The sequence below is a fragment of the Robinsoniella sp. KNHs210 genome (assembly GCF_000686105.1).
GTDB classification, from domain to species: Bacteria; Bacillota; Clostridia; order Lachnospirales; family Lachnospiraceae; genus Robinsoniella; species Robinsoniella peoriensis.
In genome coordinates this window covers 1-19201 of sequence record NZ_JMLZ01000002.1, presented here as the reverse complement: position 1 = coordinate 19201, position 19201 = coordinate 1, and the positions used below count along the sequence as shown (strand labels likewise).

Sequence of the window (19201 nt, the reverse complement as noted above, 5' to 3'; positions counted from 1 at the left end):
CATACCAGTTTCCCACACCCATCTTTCCGAGATTCAGTTTACTGCCACAAAGCTGGTTTTCTCAGCCTGGTGGAGACCCTTGGGTTGTGACGGGTTGTTCTTTTCTAGATGCAGCAGAGTGTGTTTCGGCAGTTCAGTGTGAAAGGGGGATGATAACCTGCTTTCCTGATCACAGACTTAACTGGATGTAGGTACTATAACCACAAATATACTGTAGTAGAATTTAGAGACAGTTCACAGTGATAACATCCAGCTGGTCTATTGATTTTTATGTGATCTAAGACAATAACGTACAGCATGCCACACCCTCGGGGTCCCATCATGTTGAGAAAACCAGCTTTGTATCAATAAACTGCATCTCGGAAAGAGAAGGGGACGGACCAGGACATTGGTTTGGAAGGCGTATAGCAGAGCTGCGCATTTACTTACCTTCCCGGAGTGCTTTTTGGCGGATACAATTCGACCAGTACTGCATTGCAAAATGCAGTACTTCTCCCATCGGATTGTAAGCGGGCAGTGAGCTGCGAAATGCATCAGGATTTCGGAGCGAATGCCCGCGTGCCGCCTAAAAGTGCTCCGGGAAGGTTAGAAAATGCCAGTTCTGCGGTAAGCATTCCAAACCAATGTCCTGGTCCGTCCCCTTCTCTTTCCGTACACTACCTACATCTACAAAGCGTCATTACTCAGCTAAACCCAAATATAATAAACCAGCAGGAGTCTCAAGTCCAAGTAATGACCCATAAGCTTTTTTTGAGTAGTGAGCCATAAGCCACCTATAAACTGTACGTTGTAGTATTAGTAATTTCCTTAAATTGGAGATCTATACATTATACTTCTATAGCGTGTCTGGATATTGCTTTCTGACACGCTATAGAAGTTGGTTACGCAGCCCGATTATTCTCTGCAGATCAAATACTCCCCATCCCCTGTTCCATCAATCCAGGAGCTGTAGAATTCTTCTGCTGCTTTTTCGAAATAAAAAGTATCTTTTACACCGGCTGACTCATAAGGAGAATGCATTGCAAGTTGTGCCAGCCCTACATCAACCGTATTTAATGCAACCTGAGTGTTAGAGATATTGCCAAGTGTAGATCCTCCCATCATGTCTGAACGGTTGACAAACGTCTGATACGGCACCTCAGCTCTTTCACAGATCATTTTAAAAACTGCTGCTGAGACCGCATCCGTGGTATACTTCTGATTTGCACTGTATTTTATCACGATTCCTTCATTTAGATAAGGACGGTTCGTAGGATCTGATTTCTTTACATAATTTGGATGAACACCATGTGCATTGTCTGCAGAAATCATGAAACTGGAGGACAGTGCCATTAAAAATGCTTCCTCATCCCTTAAAGCGCCTTTGTTTATTCTTCTCAGGGTGTCTCCCAGAAAGGTGGATGCTGCTCCCTGCTTGGTTGCACTTCCCACTTCTTCATTGTCCAGTACACAATACACCGCCACACTTTTCGTACTATTTCCTTTGCGAAATCCCTGAAGTGACGCAAATGCACACTGCAGATCGTCCAGCCGCCCGCTGGAGATATATTCTTCATTTGCTCCCCAGAAGCTTCCTTTTACTCTGTTATACAAAAATAAATCCGTACTTAATACAGATTCTTCCAAAACCCCGGCATTTTCAGCCACCATTCGAATAAAAGAGCCTTTTGCAGTCTCATCTCCCAGAACGGGTTGCATGTCATCCTGTACATTATATTTATAACCTTCATTTACTTCCCGGTTCATGTGTACCGCGAGATTTGGAATCATTACCAGATCACGGTCGATATCCACAAGCCGGGTACAGATCTTTTCCTTTTCTTTCACCATAATTCTTCCTGCAACTGAGAGGGGTCTGTCAAACCAGGGTGAACAGATCATTCCTCCATATTTTTCCACATTTAATTTCACATATTTATTTTCCGTTACAATTTCCGGATGCTCTTTCACCTTGAAGGTGGGCGAATCACTGTGACTGGATATTATCTGATATCCGCTAAATTCCTTTGTTGGCAGCTTAAATGCAATAAGAGAAGATCCGTTTCTGGAAACAAAGTAATTCCTGCCTGCCTCCAGCTTCCACGGTCTTCCCTCTTGTAATTCTTCATATCCGTCCGACGCCAGTATTTCCTTTATATTTGAAATCACATGGTAGCAGCTTGGACTGCGGTCAATAAATGCTAATAACTCCCGGGCTGATTCTCTATACATCTTCTTTAATACCTCCTGATAACTGCATTTCAGCCGTCATAGTGGAAACTGCACGGAGCGGCTGAAATACTTTTTTTGTTATCATAACACAACCTCTATTTGTATTCAATGGATTGCTTATTCCTGTGTTTCCCTAATTCTTTCCACTACCGGCTGTTTGCGGAAGATATAGATTGCCGCTGTGGATACGATAACCGGTATTAATATGGTAAATGCCGCATAACCTATGAAATACCATACCGGGAACTTAAAGTGCATGTAGTTGACTCCAATATTATCCATGACTTTAATTACCAGAATACCGGCACCAGTCCCCAAAACCAATGTAAATGCTAAATTAACAGCTGCCAGCAGAAATCCCTCATACTGAATCATTCTGGATAACTGGCGTTCTGTCATACCAATGGACTGCAGCACTGCAAATTCCTGTTTTCTGGTAACGATATTGGTAATTAAAGTATTTACCAGATTAATCAGACTAAATGCAATGATAAAGCAGCAGATTCCCAGCAGCATACTGCTAATTCTTGCATAAGTTAACTTATCCGCCTCAATTCTTTCCTGCAAAGTATCCATAGCGATCCTTTGGTCTTCATCCACAATATCTGCCAGTGCAGCAGTAATATCTGCTTCTTTTGCCTGATCCGTAGAAACGATTAATAAGTAATTCAGGTTCATGTCTCCCATAATTTTGCGCATGGAATCCTCAGTCATCCAGATAATGGAATTGTCCATATTCTTCGTAAAGTCCGTACCCATAAATGCCCCCACCGTAAATGTTTCATTTACCGTGCTTCCATTATAGAAAGTAAGTTCCAGTTTTTCTCCAAGCTTTAGATTTGCACCAAAAATTTCTTTCAGCAAAGCATTATTCTGCACCAGTATCTCATTATTCTCCGTCATTCGGTCATAATCCAGGCTTCCTTCTTTGATCTCTGTCTGCATCTCTTTCAGATCCGATTTGTTGAAAGTCATAATTCCGTCCACCGAAGTCTGTCCATTCATTAAATAATGTACCTTAACTTTTTGATTTGCATATACCTTCTTAACACCGTCAATCTGTTCAATCCGGCTTATCAGACTGTCATTGATCGGGTTATCCAGCTGCAGGTCGCTAAACCCATGCTCCAATGTCTGGGTCACATTATTGGAAAAAGAAATTACATATTCACCAATAGAAAACTCACTTTGCCTTGAGTATCCTTCCTGGCTGAAAGAATTCAGATAGATTGATGCTGTCATAAACAGGATTCCCCCTACTCCCATAGAAATCATCGTCAGAGTAGACTTCTTACGATTTCTGGCGAATCCCATTTTCGCCATGGAAAGAGGTGTTATCTTTCTTGCTAATTTCTTTGTATTCCCCTTTCGTACTCTTCCTTCATAAGCATTGAATCTGGATGCTTCGATCGGAGAAACGGCTGCTGCTATTTTCGCTGGGCGCCGTATGGAGAACAGAACGGTAAATAGTTCAATTGCTACTGTCAATAGTCCCATAATCCCAGTATTCATCCAGCTGAATCCATCTGCCTTCAGAAAATAAGCTCCAATGACTCCAATGACGATACCTGCCGGAATAGCAAATGCACTCAATATCCAACCTTCTCTGGTAACCATATTCCGAATCTGTTTTTTCGTCATACCGATTGTGCGAAGCTGTCCGAACTGGCGGATTCTCCCAACTACCGAAATATAAAACACGCTGTAAATTACAAGTATGCTGACAAAGATAAGCCCGATTGCAATTCCCGTGGCAGTTCCTATAATCTGTATTTTTTTTGCACCCATCAGGGTATCTGCGAAATAAGTATTATCACTGACGTTCAATTTTACATTCTGCCGCAATACCAACAGCCCGCTTTTTAAACTCTTCACTTGTCATGGATTTTGCATCTCTTATTTTCACAAGTGCATCATAATTAATTTCTTTCATGCTGCTGCCTTGATCTGCATACTGCTTTGAAACAGCAAAGGGATAAATTTTATTTGCAGGTTCCCCTTCTAAAAGCCCGGTTACAGCAAAGGTTTCCGTGGTTCCATCCAGGAAAGTAATTTCAAAATTCTCTCCCAGCCGGCTTTCTTTTCCTAATGCTTTTAGAAATCCCGGAAATACTGCCACCTCATTTAACGCCTGTGGAAAGGTTCCTTCTTTCACGGTCGCCTGTTTAATCGGACCTTGTTTTTCCGGAAAATAAACAGGATAAAAAGAATAATCATCTACCGAGATCACCTTGCCGAATTTATTAAGTGACAGATACTCGATATTTTCATTATTGTTTAACGCTTCTATCTGATCCACACTCAGATCTTTATATATCACATGCTGCATTTTTTCTACAGCCCGGTCCTGACCTGTAAAATATGCCGCAATGAAAAACAGCATCCCAGAAAGTAACGTGGTAGACAAAACAATTGTAAGAATAATAAAAATATTGCGCATCCGGTTGTTTTTAAGACTGCTTACAGCCAGGTTCCAGATGTATTTTCCATTGTTGTTCTTTTCCAGCTTCATGTTTATACCTCCCCTGAATAGAGCAAGCTGGCTTGCGCTATTCCTGAATTAGTAGTTTGAAAGCACTTTTCTTTCAAATTTACCACCTGCCTTCTGCAACTTTACCATCTTCGATACGAATTGTCACATCTGCCATCTGGGCAATTTCTTCATTATGTGTAATCATCACTACTGTCTGATGAAATTGGCTGCTTGTTAATTTTAGAAGTCCCAGTACATCTGCACTTGTCTTACTGTCCAGATTACCGGTAGGCTCATCCGCAAGAATAATTGCCGGTTTTGTTGCCAATGCCCTTGCAATTGCCACCCTCTGCTGCTGTCCCCCGGAAAGCATATTCGGTATATTTGTAAGCTTTTCTTCTAACCCCAGCATCTTTACTACTTTCTTAACATACTCCTCATCCGTTTTGTTTCCATCCAGCTGAATTGGAAGAATAATATTTTCATATACATTCAGGATGGGAACCAGATTGTAATTCTGGAAAACAAATCCGATTCTCCTTCTGCGAAATACCGTCAGCTTTTCATCGTTCATCTGGGATAAATCTTTATCTGCTACGATGACACTACCTCCCGTAGGCTTATCCAGACCTCCCAGCATATGCAAAAGAGTAGATTTACCGCTTCCGGAAGTTCCTACAACCGCTGCAAAAGCACCTTCTTCAATTTTTAAATTTACACCATCCAATGCCCGTACAACATTGGGTTCTTCTCCATAATACTTTGTAAGATTTTTTGTTTCTAATACTGTCATCCCTATTATCCTCCGCTTAATTATCATCTTTTCTCCATTGCCGGTTACAATTAAATGAGACGTTCCCTGATTGGATAATATAATCTTATCAGTGGATTGTTTCAAAACCCTCTCAATAGAAAAAGAAATAGTTTCAATTTTGAAACTATTCCTTCTCTTTAATCAGATACACTCCAAAACTGCTGCCTTCGCCCTCTCTGGACTTTACTTTGATAAATCCACCCTGGCTGCTGATAATCTGTCTGGATAAATACAGTCCTATCCCAATTCCAGGCTTTTTATGCACTTTAGGTTCACGGTAAAACCGTTTGAAAATATCATTGATATGATCATTTCCAATCCCAATCCCCGTATCTTCCACTACAATCTTTGTAAACATCTCAGATTCTTCTACCGTAATCCTGATTTTACCTTTATCCGGCGTATATTTCACTGCATTATCCAGAATGTTAAATAGTGCCTCAGTAGTCCATTTCCGGTCAAAAGCAGCCACTGTCTTCTTATCTGCCCTTATTTCAATATCTATTTCTTTCTTCTTAGCAGCCAGTTCAATACTATCCACAGACTCCATAATACAATCCATCACGAAGGCTTTTTCTTTTTTTAAAACAATCATATTATTTTCCAGCCTGGACATTTTCATTAGAGAACGCACCAAAAAATCCAGTTTTTCAATCTGCTCCTGCATCACCTTAAGAAACCGGTGCTCATCCTCACGGTTTAATTCATGATTCAGAATGGTATCTGAATACATTGTAATATTGGCAATTGGCGTTTTCAGCTGATGGGATATATCAGAAACCATCTCCTGGACAACTTTCTTTTGATTCCTGTTTTCTTCCACAGAAGCGCAGGTAATATCATAAAGTCTCTTTAGCATCATCTGAATCTTAGAAGAAAGCGTATCCTCATCCAGTTCAAAGCCGCCTACCCCCTCTCCCTTCAAAATGCATTCAATGCTTTGATATATCTGGTCGGTATAATTCACAAATCTTTTTCTCATTGCCAACCACATAAATATCATTCCCACGGCCAGGCATCCCACTGTAAGAACATATAAAACCATCCAATTTTGCGCACTCAATTTATATTCCCCCTGTCCTCATTGATTTAATTATTTTTCCTGATTTCTTCCACTACCCATTGATATCCTACTCCATAAATGGTTTTAATATAGGAATACTTATCATCTGATATCTTAGATCTCAAACGGCTGATATTAATTGTCAGGGTATGTTCATCCACAAAATTTCCATCCGCATCCCACAGATCTTCCAACAGAATCTGCCTTGTAAGCACCTGGGTCTGGTTGCTGCAGAATTTGGTCAGCAGTTTAAATTCTGTAGGTGTCAAAACCAGAGGCCTGCCCTGCTTTAAAACGGTCTGCCTTTCAAAATGAATCTCCAGATTCCCGCAGTGCATAACCGATAATTTCTTCCCTTCACACCTTCTTAATATCGCCTGAATCCGCTGCAAAACGACTTTGATATTAAAAGGTTTTGTAATATAATCGTCCGCCCCTGCCTCAAACCCTTTTATCATATCCTCATCCATATCATTTGCCGTTAAAAATATAATGGGTACACTGCTTTTCTCCCGGATTTTCCTGCCAAGTGTAAATCCATTCCCATCCGGCAGATTTACATCCATCAGCACCAGTGCGAATTCTCTGTCATTTATCAGTTTCCACGCCCCATTTGCATCAAACGCCGGAACTGCCTCATACCCTTCCATCTGAAGGTTATAGCACAGTCCTGCATTCAGCATTTCATCGTCTTCTATTATTAATATTCCTTTCATCATTCACTCCTTATATTTCCGGGCCAGATACTCCCGGTTTTAACATTATTTGTTCCTTATTATTAGTTCCTTATTTGTTCCTTATTTTCTGTTTTGATTATACTATAAGTTTTCCTTCATTTGTACAGTATTCTTAAAGATCCATTCGAAAATGCAATTGCAATTAAATCACTGGTGTCGTATAATGAACAAAATATTATTTTAGGAGGCTCTATGAAAACTTTACTTTTTTTAGCAAAAGGCTTTGAAACAATGGAATTCAGTGTATTTATAGACGTTTTAGGATGGGCACGCAATGATTACGGATGTGATGTCACTGTCACTACCTGCGGGTTTCAAAAAGAAGTCTTAAGTACTTTTGGTGTTCCCGTGATTGTAGACACTCTGATTGATGAAATTGATCCTGATGATTACGATGCCCTTGCTATCCCCGGTGGGTTTGAAGAATTTGGGTTTTATGAGGAAGCTTATGATGAAAAGTTGTTACATCTTATCCGCTGCTTTGACGAAAAAGAAAAGCCCATCGCTTCTGTCTGCGTCGCTGCACTTCCCCTTGGAAAAAGCGGTATCTTAAAAGGGCGAAAAGGAACCACCTATCATCTCCGTGATGGATACCGTCAAAAACAACTGGAACAATTCAAAGTAGAAATCGTAAATGATCCAGTAGTAATCGATCGGAATGTAATCACCTCCTATTGTCCGCAGACCGCTGCCCAGGTTGCATTTTCCCTATTGGAGAAGTTAACATCCACAGAACAGATGGAGATTGTTAAAGCAGCCATGGGCTATTAAAATATTACGAGGTAGTAAAATGAAAATAGACAGGTTAATCGGTATTTTATCCATTCTGCTCCAGAAAGAGAAAGTTACCGCACCATATCTGGCCGAAAAATTCGAAGTATCCAGACGTACCATTAACCGGGATATTGAGGATATCTGCAAAGCAGGCATCCCCCTGGTTACTACCCAGGGAACCAATGGGGGCATTTCTATCGCTGAAGGATATAAGATTGATAAAACCCTGCTAACTTCCCGTGAAATGCAGTCTATTCTTACCGGTTTGAAGGGACTGGACAGTGTTTCCGGCACAAGAAAATACCGCCGGCTTATGGATAAATTATCTATAAAAAAACGCTCTGTATATTCATCCAGCGACCATATCTTTGTTAATCTGGCATCGTATTATAAAGGTTCCCTTGCTCCCAAAATTGAATTGATTCAAAAAGCAATCGATGAATCCAGGCTCATTTCTTTTCAATATTATGCAAACAATGGCGAAAGCAGGCGTATTCTTGAGCCCTATCTGATTGTATTTCAATGGACTTCCTGGTATATCTGGGGATATTGTCTGCAAAGAGATGATATGCGGCTCTTCAAACTAAACCGCCTTTGGTATCTCACACTAGAGGATACTTCTTTTCTTCCAAGGGAACTACCGGAATACGACGGTGATATTGAACATGCCTTTCCCGACCATTATCAGCTTCACGCCTTATTTCATCCCTCTGTAAAATGGAAACTAATTGAAGAATATGGCATTGACTGTTGTTCTGTTGCAGAGGACGGACGTCTCTCTTTCCGATTCGGCTTTGCCAATAAAGAAAACATGATCAGTTGGATCTTAAGCTTTGGAAATCTGGCGGAAGTCATTGAACCCGTTACCATAAGAAATGAAATTTGTCAGATTATTAAAAAAATGAATGACATCTATTCCGCAACATGACATACAGTTGTCCTGTTGCTCCTGTTATAATACTTTCATAGTCAGATAACGTTCTGACCCTATAATACGAAAGGAGAAATTCAGCATGATTGAATCAAGATGCGGAATACTATGTTCTGCCTGTTCCTTTAAAAAGGATGGCATCTGTTCAGGATGTCTTCAGATTCAGAAACCATTCTGGGGGGATGCCTGCCCGGTAAAAGATTGCTGTGAGTCAAAGAAACAGGAGCATTGCGGGACCTGCAAAGAATTCCCATGTGACCTTCTGAACCAGTTTGCTTATGATGAAAGCCAAGGAGACAACGGACTCCGGATTGAGCAGTGTAAAAAATGGAAGAACAATTAGCAAAACCAGCAGTACATACCTTACCTATCTGCAGTAACCAAATATGCTTATCTGTCGAAATCAGTACACCGCCGCATGACTGCTGCTTTGTACTGATTTTTTTATTAACCATATATCCATTTTCCCTCTCTTCAGACCGCCACCAAAAAGTTCATAATTTCTTAAGAATTTAACGTGGTTGACAAATTTTTATTCCATGATATGGTAATAGTGGTTAATGATGTCATATGTATTTGAGCGTGTTCGAAAATTCATTCCTGCCATCTGCACGCCCCACTTTGCGGCATATTTGCCACGAATTCAAGTTACGTAGCCCGCTACGCGCCCTTCATCCGGGACAAATCTCCCACAAACTGTGACGCACAGCTGCCAGAAAGCAATTTTAAAACACGCTCTAATCTGCAAAATTCTTAATAATTTCCAGATGGCAATTTTCAGTCTGCTGTCTCTGGTTCGAAAGGAGTATATAATATGAATACATATAGTGTAATGCGCATGGATACTGCAAAAGTAAAATCATTGATTAAAGATACCCGGGATAAAAAAGAAAAAATGCGATATAGCTTTGCATATGGGCTTAAAATCGTATCTACAGTTTTATTTTGCATGCTTGTAGTCCTGCTGTTTACCGCACTGTTTGGCCCTGATAACAGTATTGTTGGTGTAATTACTGTAATTGCCGTGATGGTCTTTGAAAAAGCAGATCTGGGTATAAAGGCGAATCATGCAGCGTTAACCTTAATTGCCTCTTTTCTCATTCTGGCTGTTGGTCCGCAATTGGCTTCCAAGGTTTCTCCCGGAGCCGGTCTTGTCATAAACCTAATTTGCATTATGACCCTTCTGATTTTATCCTGCCATAATATTATAATGTCTAACCACTCCACGATTATTCTTGGATACCTGCTGCTGATGGGCTATGACGTAACCGGAGATGCCTATCTGAAAAGGATAGCAGGACTTTTATTCGGTGGTATTATCGTCGCCGCTGTTTTCTATCACAAACACTACAAAATAATATACCGCCGTTCATTTAAGGACTTATTTAAAGAATTCAATTTGGGAACGCTGCGCACACAATGGCAATTGAAAATGGCATTGGGAATTTCCCTATCCCTGTTTCTTGCTGAAATTCTGCATTTTTCAAGACCTATCTGGGTGGGTATTGCCTGCATGTCACTGTTACAGCCCTTTACCCATGATCTGACGTTCCGTGCCTGCAGGAGAGCTCCCTTTGTAATTATAGGCAGTATTGGTTTTGGCGTCGTTTATTACTTTTTGCCGGACACTTTCATTCCTTTTATCGGAATTTTCGGCGGTCTGGTACTTGGATTATGCAGTTCATATAAATGGCAGAGCGCATTTAACTGTTTTGGTGCTATCTCCATCGTAGTTCCTCAGTTTGGATTAATAAATGCAATACTGTTTCGAATCATTAATAATTTATTTGGTACATTGTTCAGCATAGCATTTGATAAACTATTTACCTTATGTATCAATCTTGTTAACGTTATCAAAATCAAGGTTCTGGCTAATGCCACATAATTTTATTAAAAATACCCTGTAAAATTCTCTTCTGTCTGTAAGAGAATTTCACAGGGTATTTCAGGGGTTGTGTCTATGTCAATATCGTAATTAGGGGTCTATCTGCCAAAAAACATATAGAGATTAATAAGTAAATAACTGTGTCCAGTATCCTGTGCCATTACTGTTCACATGATAACCTACACCAATATACTTAAAGTTTTTATTTAAAATATTTGCACGATGTCCATCTGAATTCATCCAGCCGTTCATTACTTCTTCCGGACTTCTCTGTCCCCAGGCAATATTCTCACCTGATCCTCTGTAATCAACGCCATTTTCTGCCAATACGGTACTAAAACTGCTGCCATTTGGTCTTGTATGAGAAAATGATTTTTCAATTTCTTTTGCACGTACCTGTGCTGCTGTCTGCAGGTTCACTTTTACTTCTAATGGAGCAAGTCCGGCTTTTGCACGCTCCTGATTTACCAGATCCGCAACTTTTCTGGCTGCACTGACATCCTCGCTTCCGTCTGTTTCCGGGGCATTAGTCTCTGGCGCATTCGTTTCCGGCGCATTTGTTTCCGGGACATTCGTTTCCGGGGCTTCTGTCTCCGGAGTATTTGTTTCCGGAGCATTTGTTTCCGGGGCTTCTGTCTCCGGCGCATTCGTTTCCGGCGCATTTGTTTCCGGGGTCTCTGTCTCCGGGTTATTAATATCAGGGCAATTTGTAATCTCCGAAATATTAATTCCCAGCTTTTCCAACTCAGCTTTAATGTCGCTGTTGGATATATCTATCTGTTGTACAATTGCACACCCATTTGCTTTTGCCTGTTCCAGAGCCGCATTTAATTTTCCGGCATCCATATCCATTACAGGTGCCCCAATTATTGCAGTTGCTAATAATGCTGATAACATATTACTACCTCACTTTCTTATTTGTTACATTTGTGTTACGTTTATGTTACAAAACATATATTATCATAGTTGTCACATCAAGACAATGGTACTTTCTGGGATTGAAAAAAGGAACATTCCAATGTTCTGAAACGTTCCTTTTTTGATTACACTCTTAAAATATTGTGTATTACCTTATTTTTGATAATTCTCTTCACTTTTAAGATATCCTTTAAGTATGCGATTTATAAACTGGCTTAAAGAACGGTCTTCTTTCTCAGCCAGCTGCTTTAGCTCAACTATAATATCTTCATCCAGTGTAATACTTACTTTTGCTTTTAAAGGTTTCATTTCTCCCATTGCATACCACCTCATCTCCTAATATAGCATTATCTGCGATATAATATTGACTATTCGTATAAAATAGTATAAAGTAGTATTTATCAATATAAATATAAGGAGGATAACAACTATCGATGGATAACCATGTATTAGCAAGAAATCTAACAGATTTAGCCACTATGACAGATACCAGTTTTTATTTTCATTATTTACAGGCTTCCAGTGCATCGGAACTTTCCCGATTTATTGAATTAGTACCTGACTTCCTTAATGATGACATCGCGCAAAATCCCCATAACAAAGATACAGAATATGCAATACAACAGATATTGGAGAAATTTGAAAGAAGCGCATAACTTATATATTTAATGGAATATTTTTATAAATATCAGATACATAAAGGCAGCTGTCATACACCAGGGACATTCTAACGAATCTAACACCCTACCGTATTGCGGCTGCCTTTATCTTTCAAATTTTTACGTTCCCTTAAATCTCCTTATAAAGCATCTCAACTATCCCAGCTTTTTACTTTAATGCCCTTTATATTACCGTAACTTTACAATTATACATTATATTATCTGCATTCGCTGCTGTGACTCTGCAGCACAACTTTAGCCGTTACCTTTCCTTAGGCGTTGACAAACGCCGCAACGATCTCATTACTACTCCCATCCACGAATATTAAGACACACAGGAAAACGTGTCCGAAAGATGCTTGAACCTGACTAATTTTTCCAATATGATGAATGCAGCCACTCAATTTGGATTCGTAGCGGGGTTACATTACGATCCTGAAATTAAGGTTACAGACCGCTGATTGAAGCTGTCAGGCGGGTGCTCTTTACATTACATTTCTTATCCACTACCTGCCATGATCTGGATTAAAGACATTATAATATATTTTAATTCTGTTGTCACTGATTGTATTTTGGGGTTATATCTGATCTTTGCAGAATGACGGTCAATAAAAAGGCATGCACATACCGGAAACTGCTTACCTTTGTACTCGTTTCTGTTACTGCTTGGGACATTAAAATTGACTGATCCTCTTTTCTTCTAATAATCAAACATAGTTAAATATTATGAATTGACATTACTTTAAGACTCAGATAAGATGTAAATACAAAAAGGGTGTTGCCGATAGACGGTCAGCCTAATTTAAAGTTTAAAAAAAGTGACCTTACCTTTCGACTGGGGCGGTCACTTTTTTTGTGTGGTTTATGTAGGCTACTAAGATTGACACAATGATTCCAAGAATCATTAAGACAATGGAGAGCAGTTCAAAATCACTCATAAAGCCAGCCCCTTTTCCCAGATTTCCCCTTGTGAAGATTTCTATGTAATCAGAAGGTTCAGTCCCTCTGTTAGAGGGCTCGCCTACCCGTTATGGCAACACCTATTTGTTTTCGATCAGACACATTTATAATTGGCAACGAATTTTTCATATTCATAACCATTTCTCCCTTATTCGGTAATTTTTTTAATATTACCTTATATTCAGGGCATAAACTTTCATTATGTATTAATGAGTTCTTTTTATGTCTTAGCACTTAACTGGAATGACGTAGAATTTGAAAATGAGATATTGGATATTTCAAAGACGGTCTGTTTTATAAGCGTGACAAGCAGGGTAGAAGTCGCAGAAAGGTTTTTGATATTGGTACAACAAAGACTGCACATTCCAACCGGGAAGTACCTCTGACCGAAAGAGCCGGAGTTGAACCTGACAGAGTTCATCCACATCTGCGCAGAAAGACAGATACCACAGTCTTACATGTAGCAGGAATGAGGACTCCGATATCACAACTACTGCACAATGTTACATTATTTCAACAGAAGCAGAAAAGGAACATGGTCAAGGATCAGGTGGATCATAACGATTTACAAGTGGAATAAAAGAAAAATCATAGCCTATATGAATTGTTTGATTTTTAAGAGATAGGATATTGTTTCGTCCTAAGGTCGATTTGAAATAAATCTGATTACAAGAACAATAAATAGGGGCTTAACATTTATTTAAAGCTATGCTATAATGACATTAAAGAAACAACCGCCCACATGGTGGTTGACCTCATTAAGGATAGAAAAGCCACCCATTCCGGTCAAGTTCAGGGTGGTTTTTCTATGTAAATGGAACTTTGATTCAAGAGTATTTAAAAGCTGGAAAAGAAGTGAGAGTTTTATACTATCCTGATATGGTGAATCAACTTTTTAATTTAATTATTGATACTACTAAGGATAAAAGAATTAAAGGAAATGACTTTTTTTTCTTGACCAAGATGGTCACAGAGTAAATGAGCGAGCAATAGATACCCGTATTCGTAAATATTGCAGATATGCGGGAATAAACACTCGTGGCATGCATAAAACACGGACCACCTATATTTCTACCTTGTTAGAAAAGGGAATGTCACCCAACATGGTCAAGGACCAAGTTGGGCATAACGATTTACAAACTACATTCAACAACTATTATTTCAGTCTAACCAGAGATGAGGAAAAAGCCAAAAAGTTGAATGATATCTTTAATAAAAAAGTGGAATAAAGTGGAATAAAACAAAAAGCCCCGAAAACCTTAGTTTTCAGGGCAAAACAAGAGCGCGAGACGGGACTCGAACCCGCGGCCTCGACCTTGGCAAAGTGATTACATGCATTCAATAAAATATAATATCGTATAATAAAATGCGCTAACACCTGATTTTATAGGGTTAGCGCATTCTTCAAATTCAATAAAATATAGTATTATTTAATAAAATATAATAAGTTTAGTAGTCAAATAGTAGTCAATTTACTACCGGATACAATTAACCTTAACTATCGTATCCATTATGTTCTCATCTGATTCCACAACATCAAAATCTATTATATATTCCACTTCTTCCACTGAATCCCATATTGCAATGGCTCCGGATTCTAATAATTCTTCACCGTCTCCATTTCCGTTCCAGATCTGACCAAAATAGTATTGTCCCCCAACTTTGATTTCTTCTTCCGATCCTCTAATATAACTAAGTGTATTCATAAAAACTCCCTTCTCCCGATCGTATCGGGGATAAAATATATTTATTGTAATAATATCAGTTTTTTTGACTGATATCAAGTTTATATGTTCCCGGTATTTCCCGACCGGGTGCGGGTTATATTTCCACCGAATTGTATAACTCTTTTTCTGACAGTTCTCTTATATTTTCCAGTCTTTCAAAAAATGCCGTACCCATATGTGCAATATCTGCATGATATAGCCACACATTCCACCCAACCATCCCTTTTGTAATTTGAAATTTCCCGTCACACGCGGAATATCCAAATGGTTCCCTTTTCAATTTTACCATTTTCATCCTGCTTTCTCCCGGTATTTCTCTACTGGGGCGGGTGATCTATTTATTTAAATTATTGGTCTACCTTTACATCGTCAAAATCTTTTTCTACAACTTCTATTTTACATGTGTCTGGATTTGCTACTGCCCGCAAAATCATTTGCATTTCGTCACTCAATTGTGACCACGGCTGAACAAACATCTGCCCGTTGTTGCAACTGGCATATACAAGTTTTGTTCCTGTTTTCTGATCTGTTGCGAATGCTATTTTTGTAGTGTGCATACTTTCCTTCTTTCTCCCGGATTTCCCGCCGGGACGGGTTATTATTTAATAGTTATCATTAATTATCTATTTTTAAACCGTTCTACTATCCTATCAAGAATATTTTTTTGTTCATCTGCATACCGATTAAATGCGACTCTAATGGAATTGTTTTCGATATTTTCCATATCTTTGTATGCTTCCATAAGCATTTCATAAATAGATAGAAATATGGCTCGATCATCGCAATCGCAATCCCTCCATTTTTTGTAATATTCTCCATAACCATTTTTTAAAACTTTGCTCTTTAGTCCATACGCTTCCTTGCTTGTCATTTTCATAATTCCTTCTTTCTCCCGCCGATCCCCGACGGGACGGGTTATTAATTAGAGTTACTTCACTGATCATCTTTTTTTCATTTTCAGAATGGCTACAATGACAACAATGCTGAATATAATTTCTACTACATCAAATATAATTTCTACATTTTTCATATTAGACATTGACAATGTGACAATAAAAAGCTATCATATTCTTAAAGGATTGGGGCTTTCGCCCCATCCCCCTTAATTCAGTAGTTTGTCGATCAAGTCGATTACTGCACGAATTAAGTTTAGTATTGCAGTGGTGAGAATGATGTTTGCAAGACTTCTCTCATCACTGCTTTTCTTTTTATTATCCATTGCTTTCCCTCCTCTCTCTTGGTGATATAAACATTGTATCACTATTTTCGTTATTTGTCAATACGTTTTTCGTATTTTATTACTATTTTCGTAAATATTTTTTCGAAAATCGTATTGACTTTAAACGTTTATCGTTATACAATGAATATGTATTTAATTTTAAGAAAGGGTGTGATCTTATGGCAATCAAGCTTCATCTAAAAAGAGAAATCGCATTGAAAGAAATGACGCAAAAAGAACTTTCTGAAATAACGGGAATACGTCTCCCGACGCTTTCCGCTATGTGTACCAATACCGCAAAGCATTTACCAATAGATGTACTGGACAAAATTTGTAATGTATTACATTGCACCCCCGCGGATATAATTGAACATATACCGGATGACAACGAAAAATAGCCCTCATGGGGCTATTTTTTATGTCGGTTGTGATCCTATTTTTGATCTGATCGCAAAGAAAGTTACCGGATTAATGGAAGTATTCAGTATTTTATTTTTAAGTTTGAGTACATACGTCGTATTCGATTCGGGACCGTTCGCAATTATTGTATAATCAATCCATTGACTTACAAGTAATCCATTTATGAATACAAATACTAAATCACCCTCATTATAAATGTCTGTTATATCATCAGTTTCTAAAGGTTCTGAACGGTTCCACGTCTTTGTTGACCATCCTATATATGTGTCAATCTTAAGTTCATCTGTCAAAGTTGCAAACCAGCTATCAAAAGCCGTTTTTTGCTGTCTTTTCCAATCATTCAATTCGTTTAGAAATTGAGCATATGCCGTTTGGTACTGTAAAAACAATTGTGATGTATCCACTTGTTTGATCAATCCGGTAACAAACCCGCATATAGAAGTATTTACCCTGGTATCCTCGATTTGTGCCTGGGTAATTGCTGTCACACCTTTACCAATATACACATATGCCAAAATGTACTCTTCAACGAACTGCGTTCGCTCTGCCGTCGGTTTCGTTGGTGTACTGGCGGCTGTTCCTTTCTTTATAGTAATTGTTCCTGTTCTTTGGCTCTGGTTACTGTCCATCTTTGCCACTATTGCGTCATACCTGTTTAATACCAGATCTGCCGCATCCAGTGTAAGTACTAAGTACTGTCATTTTGCAACCACCTGCCATTGCTGTCAGCAAGCTTTCCGGATGCAACCTGTTACTTTTCATCCCGGAATTGACTTTTACCTGTAATCCGCCGCCTACGCTCTCATAAACACCACCACTAACCAGTCCGTCAGATAATCATTTATTTGCTCTGCATTATATCTGCGGTCACCATTAACGCTGTTAAAAAATCCGCTTGTTATTGCCATTTATCCCACCTCCAATGTGCTGAACGTTGGTATTATAGATTTACCGTTTTCGTCTTCACTTTCTATTATTTCCAGTATACGGGGACTTGCTTCTATCCCGTATTCATTGATTACCTGCACGATGTCACCCAGGTAATAATCTTTGTTAAGTTCATAACTTATTCTGGTTTCTGTACTGCCGTCAAACGACTGTACAGATTTACTCTCTTCCAGACTTTTATTTCCCGGTCTTCCAACATTTTTAGGTATTCTTCCTCGGTATACTCCCCGTTGTTACTGCTTACGTCCCGGGCATCCACAAACTTCTCATAACGGTCAAGTCCTGCGGCAGTCCCTACCACCGTTGTTTTTCGTTCAAGTCCTTCACCTTCCCGGCTACCAGTGCAACATTTTTGAAATCCTGCTTTAAAAATTTGTATTCTGTATTTAACAGGTTTTCGTAATCCGAACTGAAAACCACGTATGGATTTTTTTCCTGATTATATGATCTGTTTTCCCCAACATACAGTTCAAACCGGAACGTTTTATTTATGATATAGATGTCAAAACCAATCCCGTATTGCTTGCACATTTCCGCAATGACTTCACACAGATTATCACCCGTGACCTGCATATCTATCGTATCTTCCAGACCTAATAAACCGCCATTTCGAGGTTTTTTATCTTCCGCTCTGCAATTATAGGGCTTACGCATTTTCTTCTATCATGCGCCGTATACACAGTTCTACTCGCCCTGTCAAATTGGTCTGCTGCCATATAATCCGGCGGGACAATATATTTTTAAACTCCTGCAGATACGTGAGATAATTACCGTTTTCCACATCTGTTTTAATTGTAATGTTTTCTATGATCATTACACTTTTTATATATGGTGTCGTTTCCGACACGGTAATATCGGATGACCTGCACAGGTAATTATCTTCTTTTAGCAGTGATATTAAATCCATAGATACAGGAAGATATAATTCAAAATCCCAGTTTCATCGAAAAAGGGGTAGTCCATATAACACTCTGGTAATTATCTATTAATCCGATAGTATCCAGATCCTTATTAAATACATATATTTCCATGCGCTACACTCCTTCGAATTTATCCGTATGCAGGATCTTTAATTGTAAAAATTCCAGTCCGCTTTCACATTCATATGTGAAAACATTGTCTCCACTCTGTACATGTATCCAGTGACTTGTTTTGTCCAGGGCATTGACTATATTTGAGTTAATCCCGTCCCGCTGTAAAACTACCGATTTTTCGCCCGATATAGTGTTTATCCGGATTAAATCCGCGGTCTGCATCGTGACTTTAAGTTTCAATGTTTCCCGGGTTGTGAGGTTGTAAATTACCGGATTGATAACGGTACCCTGTGAGAACAATTCAATGACCACTCCCGTTTCGGCATCCCCCTGGTTGATAATATTTTCTTTTGCAAGAATGGTCATTCTGCTAAACTCAATCCCCGGTTTTCTATAGCAAACGGAAATTCAAACAATGATTCTGTACT

Annotated in this window: 22 protein-coding genes and 4 pseudogenes; 8 read left to right on the top strand and 18 right to left on the bottom strand. The window is 39.1% G+C overall.

Features of this window, described 5'->3' with window-relative positions; translation table 11 throughout:
- Positions 1 to 894: 894 nt before the first annotated feature.
- The 6 genes from CD03_RS0106965 to CD03_RS0106935 all read right to left on the bottom strand — a co-directional run bounded on the left by CD03_RS0106965 (position 895) and on the right by CD03_RS0106935 (position 7280).
- Positions 895 to 2211 (bottom strand): M18 family aminopeptidase, encoded by a 1317-nt coding sequence (locus CD03_RS0106965; RefSeq protein ID WP_027293023.1) that lies wholly within the window; start codon positions 2209 to 2211, stop codon positions 895 to 897.
- A gap of 117 nt (positions 2212 to 2328) precedes the next feature.
- A complete protein-coding gene (locus CD03_RS32715) occupies positions 2329 to 4086 on the bottom strand; it encodes an ABC transporter permease (RefSeq protein WP_156042818.1) in 1758 nt (585 codons plus the stop codon).
- On the bottom strand, positions 4025 to 4723 hold the full coding sequence (locus tag CD03_RS37110) for a hypothetical protein (protein ID WP_027293021.1): 699 nt from the start codon (positions 4721 to 4723) through the stop codon (positions 4025 to 4027). The genes CD03_RS32715 and CD03_RS37110 overlap by 62 nt, the downstream gene beginning before the upstream one ends.
- Before the next feature lie 79 nt (positions 4724 to 4802).
- Positions 4803 to 5477: an ABC transporter ATP-binding protein gene (locus tag CD03_RS0106945; protein WP_027293020.1), complete on the bottom strand. Its 675-nt coding sequence runs from the start codon at positions 5475 to 5477 to the stop codon at positions 4803 to 4805.
- Positions 5478 to 5622: 145 nt separating this feature from the next.
- Complete coding sequence (locus CD03_RS32710) at positions 5623 to 6561, bottom strand: sensor histidine kinase (RefSeq protein ID WP_156042816.1); 939 nt, start codon at positions 6559 to 6561, stop codon at positions 5623 to 5625.
- A gap of 26 nt (positions 6562 to 6587) precedes the next feature.
- Positions 6588 to 7280 carry a response regulator transcription factor gene (locus tag CD03_RS0106935; RefSeq protein WP_334291635.1) on the bottom strand — a complete coding sequence of 231 codons (693 nt, stop codon included), beginning with the start codon at positions 7278 to 7280 and terminating at the stop codon, positions 6588 to 6590.
- A 210-nt stretch (positions 7281 to 7490) separates the two neighbouring features.
- On the opposite strand from CD03_RS0106935, the gene CD03_RS0106930 reads away from it, so the two are divergent.
- The 3 genes from CD03_RS0106930 to CD03_RS0106920 all read left to right on the top strand — a co-directional run bounded on the left by CD03_RS0106930 (position 7491) and on the right by CD03_RS0106920 (position 9346).
- Positions 7491 to 8069: a DJ-1/PfpI family protein gene (locus CD03_RS0106930; protein ID WP_027293018.1), complete on the top strand. Its 579-nt coding sequence runs from the start codon at positions 7491 to 7493 to the stop codon at positions 8067 to 8069.
- A 19-nt stretch (positions 8070 to 8088) separates the two neighbouring features.
- Complete coding sequence (locus CD03_RS0106925) at positions 8089 to 9000, top strand: helix-turn-helix transcriptional regulator (RefSeq protein ID WP_027293017.1); 912 nt, start codon at positions 8089 to 8091, stop codon at positions 8998 to 9000.
- Positions 9001 to 9085: 85 nt separating this feature from the next.
- Entirely contained in the window at positions 9086 to 9346 is a 261-nt protein-coding gene (locus CD03_RS0106920; RefSeq protein ID WP_027293016.1) for a DUF3795 domain-containing protein, read from the top strand.
- A gap of 189 nt (positions 9347 to 9535) precedes the next feature.
- Here CD03_RS0106920 and CD03_RS39410 read toward each other — a convergent pair whose 3' ends face one another.
- Complete coding sequence (locus CD03_RS39410; protein ID WP_442969732.1) at positions 9536 to 9646, bottom strand: DUF6783 domain-containing protein; 111 nt, start codon at positions 9644 to 9646, stop codon at positions 9536 to 9538.
- Here CD03_RS39410 and CD03_RS39405 point away from each other — a divergent pair.
- A pseudogene (locus CD03_RS39405) lies at positions 9611 to 9691 on the top strand (DUF6783 domain-containing protein); the annotation flags it as partial. The gene CD03_RS39410 and the pseudogene CD03_RS39405 sit on opposite strands and share 36 nt — an antisense overlap.
- Here the strand turns inward: CD03_RS39405 and CD03_RS39400 are convergent.
- Positions 9665 to 9751: pseudogene (locus CD03_RS39400) on the bottom strand (DUF6783 domain-containing protein); the annotation flags it as partial. The pseudogenes CD03_RS39405 and CD03_RS39400 sit on opposite strands and share 27 nt — an antisense overlap.
- Positions 9752 to 9817: 66 nt before the next feature.
- Between CD03_RS39400 and CD03_RS0106915 the strand changes: the two are divergent.
- On the top strand, positions 9818 to 10888 hold the full coding sequence (locus CD03_RS0106915; protein ID WP_027293015.1) for an FUSC family protein: 1071 nt from the start codon (positions 9818 to 9820) through the stop codon (positions 10886 to 10888).
- A 123-nt stretch (positions 10889 to 11011) separates the two neighbouring features.
- Here the strand turns inward: CD03_RS0106915 and CD03_RS0106910 are convergent, their stop codons facing one another.
- Together CD03_RS0106910 and CD03_RS0106905 are read right to left on the bottom strand one after the other, a co-directional pair.
- On the bottom strand, positions 11012 to 11785 hold the full coding sequence (locus CD03_RS0106910; protein WP_027293014.1) for a CAP domain-containing protein: 774 nt from the start codon (positions 11783 to 11785) through the stop codon (positions 11012 to 11014).
- A gap of 174 nt (positions 11786 to 11959) precedes the next feature.
- A complete protein-coding gene (locus CD03_RS0106905) occupies positions 11960 to 12124 on the bottom strand; it encodes a CopG family transcriptional regulator (protein ID WP_330373893.1) in 165 nt (54 codons plus the stop codon).
- A gap of 116 nt (positions 12125 to 12240) precedes the next feature.
- On the opposite strand from CD03_RS0106905, the gene CD03_RS0106900 reads away from it, so the two are divergent.
- Positions 12241 to 12462: a hypothetical protein gene (locus CD03_RS0106900; RefSeq protein ID WP_027293012.1), complete on the top strand. Its 222-nt coding sequence runs from the start codon at positions 12241 to 12243 to the stop codon at positions 12460 to 12462.
- Positions 12463 to 14387: 1925 nt separating this feature from the next.
- Positions 14388 to 14654 (top strand): annotated as a pseudogene (locus CD03_RS39880) (tyrosine-type recombinase/integrase); the annotation flags it as partial.
- A 246-nt stretch (positions 14655 to 14900) separates the two neighbouring features.
- Here CD03_RS39880 and CD03_RS0106890 read toward each other — a convergent pair.
- From CD03_RS0106890 to CD03_RS0106875, 4 genes are all read right to left on the bottom strand, one after another.
- On the bottom strand, positions 14901 to 15131 hold the full coding sequence (locus CD03_RS0106890; RefSeq protein ID WP_027293011.1) for a hypothetical protein: 231 nt from the start codon (positions 15129 to 15131) through the stop codon (positions 14901 to 14903).
- A gap of 115 nt (positions 15132 to 15246) precedes the next feature.
- Positions 15247 to 15447 (bottom strand): hypothetical protein, encoded by a 201-nt coding sequence (locus tag CD03_RS0106885; protein ID WP_027293010.1) that lies wholly within the window; start codon positions 15445 to 15447, stop codon positions 15247 to 15249.
- A 52-nt stretch (positions 15448 to 15499) separates the two neighbouring features.
- Complete coding sequence (locus CD03_RS0106880) at positions 15500 to 15709, bottom strand: hypothetical protein (protein ID WP_027293009.1); 210 nt, start codon at positions 15707 to 15709, stop codon at positions 15500 to 15502.
- Positions 15710 to 15771: 62 nt separating this feature from the next.
- Entirely contained in the window at positions 15772 to 16029 is a 258-nt protein-coding gene (locus CD03_RS0106875) for a hypothetical protein (RefSeq protein ID WP_027293008.1), read from the bottom strand.
- 521 nt (positions 16030 to 16550) lie between these two features.
- Between CD03_RS0106875 and CD03_RS0106865 the strand changes: the two genes are divergently transcribed.
- On the top strand, positions 16551 to 16769 hold the full coding sequence (locus CD03_RS0106865; RefSeq protein WP_027293007.1) for a helix-turn-helix domain-containing protein: 219 nt from the start codon (positions 16551 to 16553) through the stop codon (positions 16767 to 16769).
- An 18-nt stretch (positions 16770 to 16787) separates the two neighbouring features.
- Here the strand turns inward: CD03_RS0106865 and CD03_RS0106860 are convergent, their stop codons facing one another.
- From CD03_RS0106860 to CD03_RS32700, 4 genes and pseudogenes are all read right to left on the bottom strand, one after another.
- A complete protein-coding gene (locus CD03_RS0106860) occupies positions 16788 to 17420 on the bottom strand; it encodes a hypothetical protein (RefSeq protein ID WP_156042814.1) in 633 nt (210 codons plus the stop codon).
- A gap of 279 nt (positions 17421 to 17699) precedes the next feature.
- A pseudogene (locus tag CD03_RS39875) lies at positions 17700 to 18270 on the bottom strand (Gp37-like protein).
- A 115-nt stretch (positions 18271 to 18385) separates the two neighbouring features.
- Complete coding sequence (locus CD03_RS38815) at positions 18386 to 18646, bottom strand: Gp37-like protein (RefSeq protein ID WP_027293003.1); 261 nt, start codon at positions 18644 to 18646, stop codon at positions 18386 to 18388.
- 127 nt (positions 18647 to 18773) lie between these two features.
- Positions 18774 to 19139 (bottom strand): phage distal tail protein, encoded by a 366-nt coding sequence (locus tag CD03_RS32700; RefSeq protein WP_052377716.1) that lies wholly within the window; start codon positions 19137 to 19139, stop codon positions 18774 to 18776.
- Positions 19140 to 19201: the final 62 nt, after the last annotated feature.